Here is an 18,464-nt window from a genome sequence, read left to right on the forward strand (position 1 = left end):
TCATGCAGGGATTGGTCAATATTCATGATTCCAAGTCGGATACCCGTTTTACGGCTTACCTGGACGTCCCCGGGGAGTCGACCTTGGCGGATGTCGTCCCCTCGCTGGCCGGCATCGCCAAAGAGACGGGCGGCAGCGTCACGGGTGTCAATGTCGACGGCCGCCAGGTGGATCCTCGTCAGACGCTCAACAGAATCGGTCTGCATGAAGGGTCATGGATCTCCCTCCTGTGTGAGGGCGCGCGGATCGTCAACCCTCTCGCATGTTCGATCGACGACCCTGCGGCGGTGCAGTTGCGTTTTCTGAGTGGAGTCAACGCCGGTGCCATATATGACGTTCTTCCAGGAATCCTGAAGATGAGTTCCCTAATGGATCCGGAACAGGTATCGGTCAGTGCGGATTTCCTTCTTGACGTGCATCCTGATGGCGGTCTGATGGTCATACCCAATGTGAGGGAAGGCGCTCGGACCAAGACAGGCCTCTTCTTCCATAGGACGAAGAGGGAGCTCCACTCCGATATATGGATGGAAGGCCATGAGCTGGTGGAACCGACCAAGCTCGAATATGGCCAGGAGCTGGTGCTCCCCGAGTTCATCGTCAGTGTGACCAAAGGTCATGACGATTCCGTCCCGGTCAATGTGGAGGACAGCCCCGGGCATTGGCTGTATACCCGCCCGCCGAAGATTCGGAACGAAGTAAAGACCAGGCGATTCACTTTGCCGGCTGCCCCCACCCGTCCGGAAAAGGCTCCGATTCCGATCATATCGACTCTCTTGCCTTTGGCCATGTCAGTGGGCATGGCCGTCATCCTGAAGAATTATTCCTACCTCGCCTTCGGCATCATGTCTCCGGTGATGATGGTGGCCTCGTACTTCTCCGGCAACAGCAGCATGAAGAAGAGGTACAAGGCACAGGTCAAGCGGTATGAGAAGAGCCGGGACCTGATAACGAAGAAGGCCAATCAAGCGCTGAAGCAGGAGATTCATGATGTCCGGACGGAGTATCCCGATCCCGCCGCTTTGCTCGATATAGGCACCAGGCATACTGCCCAGCTATGGAACAGAAGGGCCTCGGATGATTCCTGGCTTGGACTGCGCATAGGCACAGGAACCGTGAAATCGCACATATCCCTGGAGACGCCGGACAATCTCGAATTCGAACGAGTCAAGACCTGGGACCTTCATCAGTTCCCTGTCGTGGTGAGCCTGCCGGAAGCCGGATGTCTGGGTTGCACCGGCGAGCAATCGGTCATATTCCCAACGGTGCAGTGGATGGTCGCTCAGATGGCGGCCCTCCATTCGGCCCGTGACCTGTCGGTATACTTGCTTTCCCCCGGATCTCGGAAGCAGAGCGAAAAAAATCGGTCTTCCTACGTTCAGGCGCAGATTGATTGGAGCTTTGCTCAATGGCTTCCCCAGTTGGTTCCCCAAGAGGGGCAGAATACGGTTCGCACCCTGGCAACGGGTGCGGAAGACATAGCCATGAGGATTTCGGAACTTGTCGCCATGCTGGACGACCGCAAGGAAATGATGCATTCCCAGTCCATGCAGAAGTGGGCCGGTCCCTCCGTGGTTGTGGTCATGGAGCATGCCCATGTGCTCAGATCCATGCCAGGCACCATCAGACTGCTCAAGGAGGGCCCGCAGGTCGGCATGTACATGCTCTGCGTGGAGATCGACGAGCGGCTCCTGCCTGAGGAATGCCAGACCGTGGTGACCGGCGAGGCCGGCGAGCTGAAGGTCCGCAGCAATGTTGCCGATGACCTCAATGAGGTCATGCCGGACCTGGTCTCGAGGCAATGGCTGGACTCCCTGGCCTTGGCCTTGGCACCTGTGGAGGACGGCAGCCCAGATGAGAGCCAGTCCGCCATTCCTTCGCAAAGCAAACTCCTGGATCTGCTGAAGCTGACGCCGACCTCAGAAGAGATCGAAGCCCGGTGGGCTCTGCAACCCCGCTCGACCTACTGCGTGATCGGCGAATCGGTCGACGGACCCTTCGGCCTTGACATCGCCAAAGACGGCCCCCATGGGTTGATTGCCGGCACAACCGGCTCGGGCAAGTCGGAGCTGCTCCAGTCACTAGTGGCTTCGCTGGCCGTGGCGAATAGACCGGAATCGCTGAACTTCGTGCTTGTCGATTACAAGGGAGGCGCAGCGTTCAAGGATTGCGTCAAGCTTCCCCATACGGTCGGAATGGTCACGGACCTTGACAACCACCTGGTTACCAGGGCCTTGGTCTCGCTCGGCGCGGAACTGAACTACCGCGAGCATCTTCTGGCACTCGCCGGTGCCAAGGACCTTGACGATTACATGGATTTGCGTGAGCTCCACCCTGATCTGACGGAGATTCCCCGTCTGCTGATCGTCATCGACGAGTTCGCCTCCCTGGCCAGGGAGCTTCCCGACTTTGTCACCGGACTCGTGAATATTGCGCAAAGGGGCAGGTCACTGGGTATCCACCTTCTCCTGGCGACTCAGCGGCCCGGAGGTGTGGTCTCTCCGGAGATCAGGGCGAACACCAACCTTCGTATAGCCCTGCGCATGACGGACGACAGCGAAAGCCAGGATGTGATCGACGCCAAGGATGCGTCGCTGATCAGCAAGTCCACACCGGGCAGGGCCGTTGTGAGGCTCGGGTCGAATTCCTTGGTCCCCTTCCAGTCCGCCAGGGTAGGAGGCAGGTATATCGACCCGAATGACAAGGCTGAGAAAAAAACAGAGAAGCCTTTCGTCCGTGTGCTCTCCTTCCCTCAGATCGGCCAGCCTGCTCCTGCGCGTCCCAAGTCGAAAGAGGACAAGGGCGATGTAAGCGTGACCGACCTTATGAAGTTGGTCGGGAGCATCTGCGAGGTTGCCAAGGATGAGGGCATTCCCCAGCAGCGGCAGCCCTGGCTGCCTGCCTTGACCGATGAGATTGGTCTGGATGATCTGCCCGACAGCGAAGATGGCGATGCCCAGTTAAGCCTTCAAGTCCCCTTCGCCATGGGGGATTACCCCAAACTGCAGAAGCAGAACACGGTTTTCCTCGATATGTCGACTTTCGGCAACCTCTTTGTCATCGGCACGTCGCGCAGCGGCAAGACCACGGCCCTTCGGACCATAGCTTTCTCCGCCTGCGAAAGGTATGCACCCACGAAGGTCCAGGTCTATTGCATCGATGGCGGCAATGGCGGCCTCGCCCCTCTCACGGCCTTCCCCAATGTTGGGGTTGTGGCCCTGCGCAGCGAAACGCAGAAGATCGAACGGCTCCTGAACAAGATCGAAAGGGTGCTCAAGGCCAGGTCGGCCACGCTCTCCAAGGGCGGATACAGCAATATCGACGAGTTCAATCGGGGGCTTGACCAGGATCATGAGGACCAGACCCTGCCGCATATGCTGGTCATGCTGGATTCCTGGGACGGGTACAGCTCCACCTTCGAATCCTATGACGGCGGTTCCCTGATCAGTCGCATGCAGAATCTGATGCGGGAGGGGCCGTCGGTCGGCGTGCATTTCATCCTCACCGGCGACCGCTCCCTCCTGTCAGGTCGAATGACCCTGCTGGCAGACAGCAAGATCATGCTGCGGCTGGTCGACAAGACCGACTATTCGGAAATCGGGATCCCCGCCAAGGAAGTACCTGACAAGATGGCGGACGGTCGAGGTTACCAATCCGTTGACGATGCTGAGATTCAGATTGCGCAGATTCGCCAGGGTGTGGTGGGCCAACAGGAATCCGAGGCCATCCGCGCCGCCGGTGTCGCTCTGGCTTCCGGCAGGGACGCCGGCCTCTCGCGGTCCCGTCTGCCCTTCAACGTCGAACAGCTGCCCGATGAGGTGTCCTTCGACCAGCTATACGCCTTGGTCGAGGAATCCAAGCCTCTGGCCAGTGGTCTGCTGCCTCTGGGCATTGGCGGTGAGGACAACGATCTCATTGCCTACGACCCGGGCGCAACGCCGATCCTTCCGATTTTCGGCGGCATGCAGAGCGGCAAGACGACGTTGCTGGTCTGGCTGTCCAACATGGCGCTGTCTGCTGGATACCATCTGGTCATCGCGGCCCCCAAGGACAATGCCCTGAGGCGTTTCGACGGGGTGCCCGGGGTTGTGCGCTTGTTCACGACCCCTGCGGACCTGACGCAGGAGAATCTTGAACCATACGCCCGCAATGACGACGAGAAGGCCGTGGAAAGCAGAACCGAAACGGGGTTCAAAGGCAATCTCCTGGTGTTTGACGACTGTCAGCTGCTCAAGGAGATTCCCGCCAGCGGGTGGATGCAGAACCTGGTTGGATCATTATCGAACAGTGACGCCTCATGCATCTTTGCTGGAGATATCATCGATTTCCCCCAGGGCTTCGGGAACTGGGGGGCTTCAATGAAGAAGATCAAGCAGGGAGTCCTGATCAGGCCTGAGGATATGATATATGCGGATTTGATAGGCGCAAGGGTAAAACGGTCTCTTTTCAAGTCCGATATGCCTCAAGGGCGTGGAATTGCGAAGCTGGGCATGCAAACTGTTTCTGTTCAGTTCCCGAAGCTGAGCGGACAGTTCAGTGTCCCCTATAGTTTCGACAATGCCGGAGGTTTGAACAAATGAGCGGGCATAGCAAGAAACCGGGGCTGGCGCAATCCCTGCAGTCGGCAAAGGTGTTTGCGGAGATTCCTGTGCTTCCGCCGATTCTGCAGCCCTCCGTCGTCGACGGATGGGATTTGCATGATAAGACATTGAAACCGCGATCAGTTGGTGAAGATGCCGACCGCCGAGCGGAATCGTATCAGTTGGTCTTTTCCGATGGGCAACGGGTGCCATGTCAAGGACATGGCGTCGTGGGGCGGATGCCGGAACAGCCAGGCGAAAAATATACTGCTTACATAGTTGTCGAAGATTCTTCGCATCAGACTTCCCGAAGGCACTTTGAATTTGGGACGACACCCATTGGTCAGGTCTGGGTCATGGATCTTGGGTCGGCGAATGGTACTTTCGTCCGTTCCGGTGAGGCGTATATGCAATTACAGGCAAAGCAGCGAACCGTTTTGTCTGAAAATGATGTGATCAGGTTCGGTAGTCTCAGCGCAAAAGTCGAAAGGAGCAATTGATCATGGCTGACGATCTTAAAATCTCATATGGTGAACTCAGCAGTGCTTCCAGGGTTCTGAAGAATATAGAAAAGATAATTGGCGATTTTACGGGCGCCGAAGCCGATTTGGATTGCATGGGCCATCCCAGAGTGAGTCAGGCATATGGTGATTGCATAACCCGTTTGCATACGCTGAGCCGTAAATACTCCAGGAAGGCGGGTGATCTTGGGTCGATGCTTGACAGTGTGGTCACGGAGTTCCGCAATGCGGACAACAGGATAGGGGATCAGGCTAGCCAGATACTCAGCCCCAGCTCAAATTCACAGGCGGTGCATCATGACTGATCAGGACATCCATTTCAGTATGGCGATCCCCGATGACTGGGAACGAATGGATCTTACCGGAAGGGGGAGGCGGGATTACGCCTGCATTCAGGCCCAAAGAGTGGCGGAGCAGATACCGGCTTTGGCGAGCAAAAGGAAGGTGATAGAGAACAGCCTCTACCATGAGCTCACATCTTCTTGGGCAAAGGGCGTGAGGTATGGGGCCGCAATGGCGCAGCCCACTGCCGATGGGTTTCTGGACGCTTCGATAACTGTCTCGATCCTTCCTGAGCCTCCTCATCACGACGAAGAGTCTGTTTTCGAGGCGATATCCGCCACCGTCCATGAGAATGATGAAGATTCGGATGGTGATGACGAGTCGGATGTTTCGATGATCAATCTGCCCCGGGCGGGGAGGGCGGTGCGGGTTTTGGGGCATCGTACCCTGCACCCGGGCGAAGGCTCCTCATCCCTCAAGTATTCGATCTTGCAGACTTTTATCCCTTTTGGAGGTCGTGTGGTCATGGTGATGGGTTCCACTTTTTCCTCTGATGTAGAGGATCAGTTATTTGAATTGTTCGATTTGATCACCGGTACATTGTCGGTATGGCTTGAGAGGGGCGTTGACAGATGAGTTTGGGTCTTGACTGGTCCGTGATCGAGTTATCCATGGATCCTGTACCCGGGGATCCGGCCGGGGTCAGGCAGTGTGCCGCCAAGGCAAGGTCGAAGTCTTCAACAGTGGATTCACTTAAAGATGATGTGAGCCGAATCAGGTCCGATCACGACAATGGCTCCGTGTTCGTCGGCAAAGCGGCGAACAAGTTTATCTCCAAGCTGGACGATTTTCCCAGCAACCTTTCCAGCTTATCGAATGGATTGAGCGCGACGTATAAGACCCTGGATTCATGGTCCGCCTGCATGGAGGATTGCCAGCGCAGGGCCGGCAATGCCTATCATCGGGCGGTGACGGCCAAGAACAGCATTGCCAGTGCGCGGTCAAATCTGGATGGCGCTAGCGGCGACGCATTGAAGGCCAATGCCGACAAGGATCTGCTACAGGTCAAGCGTACGCTGGGCGCGGATGTCGATGATGCGGATATGCGACGGGCGCAGCGCCGTGCCGACGCGGCCGAGGGGCAGGTGGCTTCTTTCCGTAGACAGCTGGAAAGCGCGCAGGGATCGTATGATGCAGCTCGGCGCGATGTTCTCAAGGCTGGCGATGAGTACAATAACGGTGCCGACACCGCTGTTCGCGGGCTGAACGGGGCCCTGGACGATTTGCCGCCTGTCTCAATGTTCGATCGTATCTATTACAGCGATACCTGGCGGACGATCGTCAAAGTCGCAGAGATAGCCGGCTATGTTGTTAGCGCAGCGATGATATTGTTAGGGCCTGGAGGCATACTCGGCCTGCTTGCTTTCGCGCTGGCCGCCGTAGGCTTCGCAAATGATCTGCTGGCTTATGCCCATGGAGATGAAAATAGGAAGCAATTAGGGCTTGGTGCTCTTTCAATGATTATGTCTTTTCCGGGTGGTGCAGCGAAAGAGGGCGCAGCTGGTTTGCGGTTTTTCGCCAATTCAAAGGAATTGCCGATGTATCAGCGGGTGATCGGCGGGCTGAATTCGTATGGCCGCAACTCCGGCATGGTCACGGATGTCGAGACCGCATTCTGGGCAAGCAATTTTAAATTGTTTGATGAAACTGGCCTCGTTAAGAAAGGGAATGCTATGGGGGTCATTGTGGATCTTGGCCTCGGAAGAAAAAAGGAAGCGACCCGGATATTCAATGATTATCAGATAAGCGGCTTATTGCCGCATGATTGGAAATGGATACTGGGGAAAAGCGATCTGTACGGGGTCTTCAACCCGGCGGACGTTGCGACGATAAAGCGGTATGGGCTGGATGCAAGCCGCGAGGCTTTGCGCCAAGACGCAATGAAGAATGTGATCAAGGATATGGTGGATGCAGAAAAGCGTGTCGAAGACCATAAAGCTGAGGGCAAGAGTGGGCTTGGGGCCGGCTTGACGGAGTGGGCCGGCCTGCTTGCCCCGGCTGCGCCGGTCCTTGGCCTGGCGGGTGAAGTGGCGGATTCGAGGCTTTGAGCAAGGGGGGTGGTGTGTGATGGCTGGTGGTGTTTCTGGTTCTTTGCGGCTTCCTGTGGGGAAGTCCTGGCTGGAGAGCGCGTCTTCGATCATGTCGCGGGTGGCGGGGTGCGCGCGTCATGCGGCTGCGGGGGAGCGTGCCTTTTCGCGTGCTGGCGTGGTGCGCAAGCTGGCGGTGTACGGGACGGCTTTCCTGGCGGGGTTCGTGCCGGGCTGGGCGTTCCTGTATGGGGATGAGCAGTGGATGCGCGACCGTTTCATCCAGTTTTGCGTGGCTGGCCTGTTTTCGGGTTTTGCGATGTGGTGGTTTTTGGGCCGGTTCGAGGACCGTGGGGGGCGTCCGGGGTTCTGGTGCCTGGCTTTGACGATGCCGATGATGCCCTGCTGGGGGGTGATGTTCGGCGCGATGACCGGTGAGAGTCCGGGGGTGATGCGTTGGGTGTTTGTGTCGGTGGCTGTGCTGGTGGTGGCTGGGGTGACCTGGCTGCGGTTTGTGTCGGATCGGGTGCGTAACCGTGTGGCGGCGTGGGCGGCTGCGGCTTCGTCGTGCGTGGTGCCGTCGTGGATGCTGTGCTTGTTGTTCGGGGGTTCTCCCTTGTCGTGCCTGCCTTGGTGCATGGCGGTGGGCGCGGTGGGCGCCTTGTGGTTTCTGCAGGACTTGTGGGCGATCGACTATTGTGCGGGCGACAACCGTGATGCCGCTTTCGAATGGCTGGCGGCCTGGGCGCTGATCTTCGACCTGATTACCCTGGTGGCCGCCCTGGCACGCGGCAGCAGCGCCGCACAAGGACAATGAGGGCGTTGCTGGTGAGGAAGCTTTTGGACTTTTGACGTGTCCGTCGTGCATGTGGTCTGCTTGGCCGCGGTCGGGTTGGATGCCGGCTGTTTCGTTTGCTGCTGCGCGGCAGCAAGTGAAGCCTGCAATATAGGGAATCGTCCTGGACTTTGCTGGGCTTCAGGCCTTGCGTGAACGATGTCTACAGCCGGAATGCGATCTACGCTGGCTGTCGACGATGAAGTTGGTTGCGGCGGGATCCGTTCTGGCTGACCGCTCGAGTTGCATAGAAGGAAAAGGAACCATGGCTGTTGCCTTGTTTGAAGTTAGGCCGCCTCGTGTGGCAGAGATGAAGGGTTTCGAACCCATGTATGACGCGACATTGCGAGAATGCCTGCAGCGGCCGTTCTACCTGTTTGCCCGGGGGCGGGGAAGATCGTGCCGCAAGGAGATATGGGTGTTCTTCATCTTTCTCTCAATTATAGAGTCGTCCCTGAGTAAGATATGCGGCAGGGGAACCTTCATCCCCCTGGTCTTCGACCTGATCATGGCGGTGCCGGAGTATGCAGTGGAGGTGCGGCGTCTGCATGATTTATTGCTGCCGGGATGGCTGACTTTGATTCCGTACGGTCTTATGGTTATAGCTACGATTGGGCTGGTGAAATCTCGAATGCTGACTATAGGTGGCGGTCCTTTGCTCTTGGCTGTCATCCCGTTGCTTGTGTCGATGGTGATTCAGCTGGTCATCATGTGCTCGCCTTCCCGGCGTCGTCACCGTCCGTCCTTTGACAATGGGGCAATAGGGGCGGGAGTGAACCAGCCGGGTATGACTCGACCTCGGACTGACTAGCCTGTACGGCAAGGATCAATGGCCGGTGAGGAACCGCACGTGTGGATTTATATAAGGAGACTGGGATGACTGATACTGCTGCGGACGTGGAAGGACAGGGAACCGCTGGGGTGAGTGTGGATGAGCAATTATTGCAAGGCCTTCCGACTCCCGTTGTCCGCATAATACGACTGCTCGCTCAGCGGGGGATACCCTCGTTCGTCGATGCCAGCGGCGGCCCTGTACTGGTGCCGCTGGTTGAGTGCGGCATTAATTTTGTAATGAGCAGAAGTCTGGATTCCATTGGTTTCAGAAGTCTGTGGAGCCGGGGATTCAGCTCCGCAAGGTATCGGGATGCAGTGAATATCTGCGCTGAATGGAACCGATCGGTTGGATATCTCAAGGCCTATGCCACCGAACCCTCCTTAGAGCAGAACCAGGCCGTCAGGATAGCGGGAGCCGGGCAGATCGTGTGCGACGAGCGGGAAGAGGTGCTTGGACAGCGTCTCGATGATTCCATCTATCTCATACAGAATTTTTATGCTTGGGTGAATGAGCAATGCCCGGATCCCATACGCATACCGAATGCACCATACGGAAGAAGGGCATGAATAATTGGAACAGCCGATGAAATCCGTGGTTGACGGGAAGAGAATACAGCAGTGGTTGGATGCCCAAGGATATCGTGTCGAGTATTATGAGCAGTCCTGGGTCGGTTTATGGGGGAATATTCTGCTCGATTTCAGCGTACGTGGCGAGCATGATGAGTATCTGGTGGTTCGCGGGACTGAACAGGGCAGTCATCCGAATGATCAGCTCGAGTTGCTTGAGGACTGTTGCAATGCCTGGAACCGGGGCTATGAGGGGCCGGCTGCCTATCTGCAGAGTTCCGAGGAAGGCCTGGTCTTCCGCACGCTTTTGGTGGTGAACTGCCAGGGCGGCATGGACGACGATCAGTTCGATCGCCTGATGAAGTATGCCATGGCGGGTTCGGACGGTTTCCTTGGTTTCGCCCAGGGGCAGCTGTCGAAGATAAGGATGAGCTAGGGTGAAGTGCAGGGTCAGGCGTGACCGTGCTTCCGGAGCTCGCACGCTGGCGGTAAAACCGACCCGGGGTGAAATACCTGACCTGGCGCTGGCTCAGGTTCTGCTTTCGGGAAGGTATGCGGATTACCTGCTTCCTTTCACCTACGAAGGGGATCTGCGAGATGCCAGGTTCTACTATGATTTGACCGGAGCCACATCCCTGGGCCGTGTTCTGCGGCATGGCATGACCGCGGACCGGTATGCCGGGGTTTTGCAGGCCATAGGGGATGTGGCTCGGGTGTGCGCGGAGGAGCGCGCGGTCCTGCAGACCGTGCTCTGGCATCAGGATTACCTCTACTTTGCCGGTGATGACACGGTTCCGCGAATGATGCAGGTTCCCATCGTCAATGGTCCTTACTTCGATGCCAGTCCCCTTTCCCTGCTTTTCAGACTCAGCAAGGTCGACACTGGCGCTTTCGGGCACCCGGAGTGGTCGCGGTCGGTTGAGGCGTTCACGCGAACAAGCAAGGAGTTCAGTACGGATGCCTACCATGCCATGCTGGCATCGATCCTTCCGGCAGGCAGGCCCCGGACCCTGCCGGGAGGCGATGGCGCCAGCGCCGCATCCTCGGGCTTTGAAACCCGGAGCCAGAACGATGCCGGGACGGGCTCATCCGGCACGGATCCGACCGGGGATCATGCGGGTGAATCCCATGGCGAGGAAGATGAATACTACTCGGAAACGATTCTCAAGCTGCCGGAGGAGGGAGCTGCCGCGGGGGCTCCCTCTGGGGATCGGGCTCTGGAACCCGATGACCATCCGGGAATTCGACTTTCGGATGAGGGCAATGACGGGGACACCGTTCTGGACATGTCCCCTCATCCCGACCAGGACATACGCAGGGCGGGCGAGGCCTCCGGCCTTTCCGGCGATGAGGGGCCGGCCAGCCCCAACATGAGCAGGTGGCCCCGCTTCCGTGTCACCAGGATCCGGGATGGATACCAGGTGGATTGCAACCAGGATACGGCCACCATAGGGAGATCGGCCCGGGCTGACATCCATATGGGCGGCAATACGAACGTCAGCAGGATACATGCCCAAATCAGCCGTCTGCCTGGTGGCGGGTTCGAGATAACAGACCGGCATTCCTCCAATGGGACCAGGGTGTCCGGCCGTCTGCTCGCGCCTGGTGAAACTGCGCCTATCGGCCCTTCGGGCGCCTTCTCACTTGCTGATTCCGACTTCGTGATCGAAGAGCTTGACCACGACGGGGCGACGGGGCCGTGGAGCGGTTCTTCTTCTCCCTCTGGCCTAGGAGATAATGATGTCTGAGTCGAGCGGCGGGCGTGCCGGTGCCAGGGGATGTCGGATGCTTTATTCTGGTGGAGGCAGTGACGGTCCGAGTGGTCGGCAGCTGCTCTTTCCTTGTGTGATGTTGCCCGGGGGTGGTGTGTGATGGCTGGTGGTGTTTCTGGTTCTTTGCGGCTTCCTGTGGGGAAGTCCTGGCTGGAGAGCGCGTCTTCGATCATGTCGCGGGTGGCGGGGTGCGCGCGTCATGCGGCTGCGGGGGAGCGTGCCTTTTCGCGTGCTGGCGTGGTGCGCAAGCTGGCGGTGTACGGGACGGCTTTCCTGGCGGGGTTCGTGCCGGGCTGGGCGTTCCTGTATGGGGATGAGCAGTGGATGCGCGACCGTTTCATCCAGTTTTGCGTGGCTGGCCTGTTTTCGGGTTTTGCGATGTGGTGGTTTTTGGGCCGGTTCGAGGACCGTGGGGGGCGTCCGGGGTTCTGGTGCCTGGCTTTGACGATGCCGATGATGCCCTGCTGGGGGGTGATGTTCGGCGCGATGACCGGTGAGAGTCCGGGGGTGATGCGTTGGGTGTTTGTGTCGGTGGCTGTGCTGGTGGTGGCTGGGGTGACCTGGCTGCGGTTTGTGTCGGATCGGGTGCGTAACCGTGTGGCGGCGTGGGCGGCTGCGGCTTCGTCGTGCGTGGTGCCGTCGTGGATGCTGTGCTTGTTGTTCGGGGGTTCTCCCTTGTCGTGCCTGCCTTGGTGCATGGCGGTGGGCGCGGTGGGCGCTTTGTGGTTTCTGCAGGACTTGTGGGCGATCGACTATTGTGCGGGCGACAACCGTGATGCCGCTTTCGAATGGCTGGCGGCCTGGGCACTGATCTTCGACCTGATGACCCTGGTGGCCGCCCTGGCACGCGGCAGCAGCGCCGCACAAGGACAATGAGCATGCCCCAGGATGTGGACTTTTTATGGCTGGGTAGCGCGAAGTGATGGACAGACAGGGGCCGAAAGCGCAGCGTGGCGTGGAATGTGAGCGTTTGTCCCCTGGCTGATTGATTCAGAGGCATGTTTATGACGGATGGGGCGGTGACGACCGTCAACCTTACGGACCAGCCTAGGGCCTACCCTGAGGGCATGGACGAACACAGACCGGTGGATGCGGATCAGATCCCAGCAGCGGTTCAGGAATTGGCTGCAGACAGGCTCAAAGGGCCCGATGGGAAGAGCACGTCGGTCTTGGTCGTCGATGGTCCGCCCCGCAGTGGGAAGACCGCCGTGGCTACTCGGGCCCTCCTGGCAGGCATGGAGGTCTTCGGCGATCGGGACGCCTTTATGGCGGTCTCAGGTCGCGTTGCTGCGGACATGGTCAGCCGCAGGGTCATACTGGAACGGGGAAGTACGGGCAGGACGCGGCCCGTGGGCACCCTTCAGGCCCTGGCCTTCCAGGTGCTGAGCCAAGCCGTCTCTTTTTCCGACGCCCGAAGATCCCTGCTTCCCCGGCTCCTCAACGGGGCCGAACAGGATGCTCTTCTCCGCCAAGTCATGGCCGATCACATCGAACACGTCCGGGCGGGCGACGATTGCGCGGTATGCAGGCTGCTGGAGCGTTACTTCCAAAGCGAGTCTGGCTGGTCCTCGGTTCTGGTTACCCAGTCGGACGGCCAGGCTGAAGGGGTCAGCAACCGGTTCATCGCCCAGCTGCGCGATATGTTCGCCCGGATGACCGAGCTGGGAGTCACCTCCGGCGACAGGGATCAGCTCCTTTCCGCCCTAAACGCCCAATCCATCGACCTTGACCGGAAAGAGCGTCTTGGCTTGCAATGGCGATTGGCCTTCGCTCTGAACGACGAATACCTGAAATGCATTGACAGGACATACCCCGACGAATTCCGTCTGGATCCGTCCCAGCTGATGGTCAGGGCAGCCGAGGAAGCTGGCAGGGTCGCCGGACTGGCCCTGCCACGGTTCCTGGTCGTGGACGATTGGCAGGATGTCACCCTGGCGGGGATGGGATTCCTCCAGACCCTGAACCGGTCCGGATGCCGTTTGCTCCTTGTCGGTAACTGCGACCAGTCGGTCCAGTCCTTCCGCGGCTCCTATCCGGAATTCCTCGCTGCCCGGCTGACCTGCCTCAGCGCGCAGACCCATGGGGATGCGGTCCCTATGCTGGCTGATGACTTCGCCTGTCTCAATGCGAGGCGGATGGTCCTGAAACCGCGTCGTATCGTGGCCCCCCGCATGGACGGCCGGAAGGACGGTCAAGCGGGTGGATCCGGCCCGGATCGGTCATTGGCAGCCTCCATCCGCCAGCCGGGCGACGATTCCGCAGTAGACGCGGATACGTATCAGAATCCATCCATGCATTCGTCCGATAAGGAGAAACATGATGGCCCTGGCTCCTATGCGGATCTGGTGGCTGCCCGTATCTCCCTAGGCATTGCCAGCCTAGAAGAGGACGACAGGGCCCTTCCTGACAGGCCGGGCAAATTGCCCGCCTGGCCAGGCGCCGGGCCTGTGGCACTCTTGACGCACGCCAACCCCCTCCTTGGCGATGGTTCGGTAACAGCCAGGCTCTTCCACACCCCGGCCCAGGAAGAGGACGACCTGGTCTGGCAGATCAAGCATGAGTTCCTGACTCAGGGCAGGGACTGGAACGAGATGGCCGTCATTGCCCACGACAACGCGACGATTCGCGCCCTGGGCCGCAAACTCAGAGTCCAGGGGGTCCCGGTCCGATACTCGTCGGTCACCAGGCCGCTCAGCGAGGAGCCGACAATCCAGGGGCTCTTCGCCTTGGTCGAGCTGGCCCGGGTCGTGCAGGACCCGTCCACCCTGCCGGCAGAAGAGAACGGCCCCGCCGCAGTCGCCTCCTGGGTCAGGCGGCATCTGCGCACGCTGATGGTCAGCCCCCTGATCAGCGCCCAAGTGGGGGAGGGCCGACGTGAACGCCCCGTACGCATGGAGCACCTGGAATCACTGATGGATTCCCTGGCTGTCCTGTCGAGGATCCGAACCTCCGAAGAAGCCCCCTCCATCCCGGACTTGGCTGAGAATGCGGAAGCAACGGATGCCGCCGAACAAACCCTGTCGGTCCTGCCCGATCTGGTTGCGACCTGGAGGGATTGGTCCCGGGCCATCCAGGACCAGGAGGCCGATGCCGCCCATCAGAGAGGCATCAGGGTCGATGACTCGCTGATTTCCGGGGCCGGGACTGCGTCGGCCTCTACGGCCGGACTGAGTGTGGATGCCCTCCAGACCATGCTCCTGCTGAATCAGCAGGATTCCTCGCCGGTGATCCTGACCGCCATGGCTGCCATCGCGGGCGGCCGCCGGGAGGATCCGGATGTTCACGCCCTCCGCCATGCCCTGAAGGTGGCCAGGGTCGCAGCCGGCAGGATCGCCGCCCTGCCTGATCCCCAACCTCAATACGTGCTCTGGGAGGCCTGGCGCAGTCTGGGTCTGGCCGATGACTGGCAGCGGCGCGCCCTGGTGGCCACCCAGGAGGGCGAGGAGATCAACGACCGTCTGGATGCCCTGATGCGTCTGTTCCAGTATGCGTCTGGTTCCCAGCGGTTCCGCACCGTGCAAACCTTTATGGACCAGGTGCGCAGCATGCAGATCGAGGCGGACTCCCTGGCTCATATCGGCCCCATCGAGCACGCGGTCACCCTGACCACCCCTGCCGGCGCCGCCGCCCTGGCCAGGGTCTGGCCTTTGGTTTGGCTCCCGGCCGTTCAGGATGGGGTCTGGCCCAACCTGACCCCCCGTGACACCATGTTCGGGGCCGAGGATCTGGCCGACCTGGTCCTCCACAACTGCATCGGGGACCCCGACCGGTCCTCTTTCAGCCATGATCCCAGGCTCCAGTCGATCCTCTACGCCGAGAAGAAGGGGTTCCTGGAAGCGGTGACCCGGGCAGAGAAACAAGTGCGGGTCAGCGCCGTCTGGAACGATGACATGGTACCCTCGGACTTTCTCTACGGGTATCTTCCCGAGTGCTATGAGCGAACCTCCGACATGGCCCAGGCGGATTTTACCCAGGTGGGGGCCGGCGCCGACGAGAGCCGTGAATACGGTGGATTGGAGGTCTCGCCCAGAGGCCTGACCGCCGCCGCCCGCTCCCTTCTGGCCAGGCAGGCCCTCCGGGAGGATGGCGTCGACCAGGCCAGGGTCGATGATGCCGTCGATGCCCTGCGCCTGCTCTCAAAGTCGGGTCTGCGGGAGGCCGATCCTAGAAACTGGCCCTTCCTGTATGCAGATTTTGGAGCAGCGGAACATGCGGATCAGTCCGGACCAGACCAGTCCGAAACAGGGCCATCCCTTTCGAAGGAGGTCGGGATTCCGGGGCCGACCATAGGGAAGTCTCCTGACCAAAAGCCGGAGGTCTCGAATCGAGTCGGGCCCCAGGCGGTCTCACTCTCTCCATCCGCCGTAGACAGGATCTGGCAGTGCCCGCTGGAATGGGTCCTGAATTACCGATACTCCGGTCCCCAGCCAAGTAGGGTGGCCACTGATTTCGGTTCCCTGATCCACCAGGTCGCCCAGGAGGGCACCAATCGCGGGCTGGACAAGCCGGACCAGGGAAGGCTGGGTCGGGATGCCCGATCCCTGGCGGACCGCCAGGCCAGGGCATCAGCCGAATTGCTGGATATATACCATGAGTTCGCCCGCAATCCTCCTGACGGCCGGGACCCCAAGAGGCTCTATGACATCCACAGCCGGGAGCGCCAGGTCGAGGGGATCATCGACAACCTGGCCTCCTACTTCGTCCACGGGTCGGCCGAAGGGTACGGGTGCGGCGGGAGCAAACCGGTTCCTGCGGGGAGCCTGGAGGGCGTCCAGAGCGAGCGTTCCTTCAATGCGATCATCACCATGGACGGCCTCTGCCAGGTCTGGGGTGCCACCTTCCCCGATAGGCCATTGGGCCCGGAGCAGCTCTTCAACCTCCTCTCCGGTCTGGTCGGGGGATTCCCCGAGGCGCTCACCCCGGGAACGGCCGTCAGACTGACCGGCAGGATAGACAGGCTGGAATCCCGGTGCATAGATGGTCGGCACTATCTGCGGCTGGTGGATTACAAGACCGGACGCATTCACAAAGGCATTCAGCTTTTCAACGACCTTCAGCTGGTCTGTTACCAGCTCGGACTGGCCTTCCAGACCTCCGAGGAAGAGGGCCAGGCGAGTGCCGAGGCCGGCTGGTCCCTGCCCGGCGCCCCCGATCCCGGCCAGTTAGGCGGCCTTCCTGTCAGCCAGTCCATTCTCTTCGATGTGGCAAAGCCTCCCAAGGACCCCGACAAGGGGACCAGACCCGAAGAGGCCCGCTATCAGCCGCCCATCTTCCGCAACGGAGCCTTCACCCCCGACTATCAGGCCAGGACCGGAGTGCCGGATCCCTCCAGGTTGGCGGACCTGGATGACCTGCCGGCCGAACCCCCCCAGGGGGTTGACCGGGAGATCTGGGAGATGGTCCGCAACCATACCGGCGGGGCTCAGATCGTCTGGGACCTGACCATGGTGGCCCGGGTCTTCTTCGCCGCCGGGGTCAGGCTTTCGGCCAGCCTCCCCGATGCCCTCTTCGACCCCTCCCGCTGTCACAACCGTGGCAGGGACGGGGTCTGCCCGGCATGGGAGCGGCTGGCCCCCAACCTTCTGGAGGATCAGGAATGAGACAGACAGCAGAGCAGTCGGCCATTGTCAATGCCGGGGTTGGCGAGGACCTCCTGGTCGTGGCAGGGGCGGGATCGGGCAAGACCATGACCATGACCCGGCGCATCATCGCACTGATCGGGAAGGGGGTCCCCCCGGAACAGATCCTGGGGCTGACCTTCACCCGGAAGGCGGCCTCCGAGCTTCTCTCCAGGGTCTCCGCCGCCGTCATCAGGAGCCGTCCCGGCTCGCAATCCGGGCGGGTGGACCCTGAGAGGAACTTCCTCAAGCCTTCGGTCTTCACCTACGACGCCTTCTTCCAGTCCATCGTCCGCCAGTATGGACTCCTGGTCGGCATGGACCAGGACACCCAGCCCCTGAGCGCACCGGGGGCCTTCCAGCTGGCTGCCGGGGTCGTGGCCGACCACATCGACCTGGTCTTCCCCGACCGTCGGGAGGTCATGGATCAGGCCGAGAGCGGTCTGGACGTGGATGACCCCCTGTCCGGGTTTTCGGCGGCCACCATCGGCGGGCCGGACCAGGCGGCACGGTTGGCCCGGATCAGGGCGGGGGATCAGGATGACGTGGGGTCCGGCACCTTCGAGACCACAGTCAACCAGGTTCTGGGCATCACCCGTGCGCTGACCTCCTCCATGATCAGCAGGGACTGCCCGGACTTCGACCGGGCGCTGGCCCGGGTGCGGGCCTGGGATCGGGCTTTCATCGACCGGACGGAGGCTCTGATCGATGGCCGTCCCATACCGGATGCCGAGCCCTCTGACAAGTCCATGGAACGCCCCAAAAGGGCGAAGAAGGACAGCGATGCGGACTATGCCCTCAAGCTGGGGAAGATGAGGGAGAGGCGTCTTGACTTCCGGCTCTACCAGGCCAACCGTCTGCTCCGCACGGCCCGGACCCGGGAGAAGCTCCTGACCCTGGCCGACTACTACCAGAAGGCCAAGCGCCAGGCCAACATGGCCGAGTTCGGGGATTTCACCCTGGCCGCCTTCCAGCTGGTTGACCGCTTCCCCTCCATCGGCGCCCACTACCGACGCAGGTTCACCCACGTGTTCCTGGACGAATACCAGGACACCTCCACCACCCAGGCCCTCCTCCTGGCTGCCATCTTCCATCCTGAAGACCGGGCAGGGGAGCCGGACGAAGCACACCCGGTCAGCCAGGACCGTCCAGGCGGGTGGGATCAGCCCGGTGACCAGGCCCATCCCGATGATTATGCACCCATCCATGGTGGCGACGACCGAAATCAGGCTCGCTCGCATCCATCCAGGTCGGCCGTGACCGCCGTAGGGGATCCCTTCCAGTCCATATACGCTTGGCGCGGAGCCAGCCCCGGCGCCTTCCGGACCTTCCAGTCCCAGTTCGGGATGCTGTCCGAGAGGCCCTCGGTCC

The 18,464-nt window shown here is 60.4% G+C and carries 12 protein-coding genes and 1 pseudogene; all 13 read left to right on the plus strand.

The annotated features are described in order from the left end of the window. Positions 1 to 2: 2 nt before the first annotated feature. A complete protein-coding gene (locus GYM67_RS02265) occupies positions 3 to 4,577 on the plus strand; it encodes an FtsK/SpoIIIE domain-containing protein (protein WP_220236935.1) in 4,575 nt (1,524 codons plus the stop codon). Continuing rightward, the gene (locus GYM67_RS02270) at positions 4,574 to 5,077 is read left to right on the plus strand and encodes an FHA domain-containing protein (RefSeq protein WP_220236936.1); all 504 of its coding nucleotides are present in this window, start codon (positions 4,574 to 4,576) and stop codon (positions 5,075 to 5,077) included. The genes GYM67_RS02265 and GYM67_RS02270 overlap by 4 nt, the downstream gene beginning before the upstream one ends. Positions 5,078 to 5,079: 2 nt before the next feature. Beyond that, entirely contained in the window at positions 5,080 to 5,403 is a 324-nt protein-coding gene (locus GYM67_RS02275) for a hypothetical protein (protein WP_220236937.1), read from the plus strand. Continuing rightward, positions 5,396 to 6,016, plus strand: coding sequence for a hypothetical protein (locus GYM67_RS02280; RefSeq protein WP_220236938.1), 621 nt, complete (start codon positions 5,396 to 5,398; stop codon positions 6,014 to 6,016). Before GYM67_RS02275 ends, GYM67_RS02280 begins: the two co-directional genes overlap by 8 nt. Beyond that, entirely contained in the window at positions 6,013 to 7,488 is a 1,476-nt protein-coding gene (locus tag GYM67_RS02285) for a hypothetical protein (RefSeq protein ID WP_220236939.1), read from the plus strand. Before GYM67_RS02280 ends, GYM67_RS02285 begins: the two co-directional genes overlap by 4 nt. A 19-nt stretch (positions 7,489 to 7,507) precedes the next feature. Beyond that, complete coding sequence (locus GYM67_RS02290; protein WP_220236940.1) at positions 7,508 to 8,284, plus strand: hypothetical protein; 777 nt, start codon at positions 7,508 to 7,510, stop codon at positions 8,282 to 8,284. 283 nt (positions 8,285 to 8,567) lie between these two features. Next, positions 8,568 to 9,113, plus strand: a complete 546-nt coding sequence (locus GYM67_RS02295) for a DUF805 domain-containing protein (protein WP_220236941.1) — start codon at positions 8,568 to 8,570, stop codon at positions 9,111 to 9,113. Positions 9,114 to 9,178: 65 nt separating this feature from the next. Beyond that, positions 9,179 to 9,703, plus strand: coding sequence for a hypothetical protein (locus tag GYM67_RS02300; RefSeq protein WP_220236942.1), 525 nt, complete (start codon positions 9,179 to 9,181; stop codon positions 9,701 to 9,703). Positions 9,704 to 9,719: 16 nt separating this feature from the next. Continuing rightward, positions 9,720 to 10,139, plus strand: coding sequence for a type III secretion system chaperone family protein (locus tag GYM67_RS02305; protein ID WP_220236943.1), 420 nt, complete (start codon positions 9,720 to 9,722; stop codon positions 10,137 to 10,139). 1 nt (position 10,140) lies between these two features. Continuing rightward, positions 10,141 to 11,451, plus strand: coding sequence for an FHA domain-containing protein (locus GYM67_RS02310; RefSeq protein ID WP_220236944.1), 1,311 nt, complete (start codon positions 10,141 to 10,143; stop codon positions 11,449 to 11,451). Positions 11,452 to 11,574: 123 nt separating this feature from the next. Continuing rightward, positions 11,575 to 12,351, plus strand: a complete 777-nt coding sequence (locus GYM67_RS02315; RefSeq protein WP_220236945.1) for a hypothetical protein — start codon at positions 11,575 to 11,577, stop codon at positions 12,349 to 12,351. A 191-nt stretch (positions 12,352 to 12,542) separates the two neighbouring features. After that, positions 12,543 to 17,075 (plus strand): PD-(D/E)XK nuclease family protein, encoded by a 4,533-nt coding sequence (locus GYM67_RS02320; RefSeq protein ID WP_220236946.1) that lies wholly within the window; start codon positions 12,543 to 12,545, stop codon positions 17,073 to 17,075. Then, positions 17,072 to 18,412: pseudogene (locus GYM67_RS09485) on the plus strand (UvrD-helicase domain-containing protein); the annotation flags it as partial. The gene GYM67_RS02320 and the pseudogene GYM67_RS09485, both read left to right, overlap by 4 nt. Positions 18,413 to 18,464: the final 52 nt, after the last annotated feature.

The organism is Bifidobacterium asteroides (assembly GCF_019469425.1).
GTDB classification, from domain to species: domain Bacteria; phylum Actinomycetota; class Actinomycetes; order Actinomycetales; family Bifidobacteriaceae; genus Bombiscardovia; species Bombiscardovia asteroides_I.